General features: G+C 70.6%; 1 protein-coding gene and 1 pseudogene. Both read left to right on the top strand.

The window, feature by feature from the left end; translation table 11 throughout:
* Positions 1-129 (top strand): annotated as a pseudogene (locus tag EQG76_RS33685) (CheR family methyltransferase); the annotation flags it as partial.
* Positions 122-953: Hpt domain-containing protein (locus EQG76_RS25275; protein WP_200841108.1), on the top strand; the 832-nt coding region annotated here is incomplete at its 3' end. The pseudogene EQG76_RS33685 and the gene EQG76_RS25275, both read left to right, overlap by 8 nt.

Raw genomic sequence — 953 nt, 5'->3', positions numbered from 1 at the left:
CTGAACCCGGGCGGCTTCATCTGTTTGGGCCATTCCGAATCGATGATGCGGATCACCGACCGGTTCAGGCTGCGCCGCTTCTATGATGCGATCGTCTACCAGCGGCCGGCCGTTACCCAGGATGGATGAGCTTCTCCAGCAGTTCCTGATCGAGGGGCCGGAGCTGGTGCAGCAGGCCGGCGATGCCCTCCTGGCGCTGGAACGGCGGCCGGACGATCTGGCCCTGGTCGACAGCGCCTTTCGCGCCGTCCACACCCTCAAGGGCTCGGCCGGCCTGTTCGACTTCCCGCCCATGGGCTTGGTCCTGCATGCCGCAGAAGACCTGCTGGGCGCCATCCGTGCCGGGCGGCGGACGGTGGACCGCGATACGGTCGACGAGCTGGTGGGTGTGATCGGGCAGACCGACCGCTGGCTGACCGCGATCGGCAGCACCGGCACGCTTCCCGAGGATGCCGGGGCTGCGGCCGCGCGCCTGGTGGCGGCGTTGCGGGCGCGGCTGGGCGATGAGGCGGCCCATCCTGCAGCGGCCGCTGCGCAGCCCAAAGGGGCGGACACGGCTTGGCTCCGGACGCTGCTCGCCAGATGCCCGGAGGAAGCGGCCGCTTCGGGCCGGGCGCTGGTGGCGGTCCGTTATGTCCCGGACCGCAACTGCTACTTCAACGGCGATGACCCGGTCGAGATCGCCCGGCGCGTCCCGGGCCTGGTCGCCCTGCAGATGGCGCTGCGCAAGGATCCCCCGGACCTGGCAGAATATGACCCGTTCGCCTGCAACCTCGTGGTGGAACTGCTCTCTTCGGCACCGCCCGACGAGGTGCAGGCCGTGTTCCGGTTCATGCCGGACCAGGTGCAGCTCGTCCCGGTGGCGCTGCCGGCCATCCCCGCCGAGGAAGGCCAGGCCGGGCACGGCCTACTCGAGAGTGCCACCCGGTCCCTGCGGGTGGAGGCCGGCCGGA

The sequence above is a fragment of the Geminicoccus flavidas genome, from assembly GCF_009806515.1.
GTDB classification, from domain to species: Bacteria; Pseudomonadota; Alphaproteobacteria; order Geminicoccales; family Geminicoccaceae; genus Geminicoccus; species Geminicoccus flavidus.
Note: the sequence above shows the minus strand (reverse complement) of the source record. Positions and strands in the feature narration are given on the sequence as shown.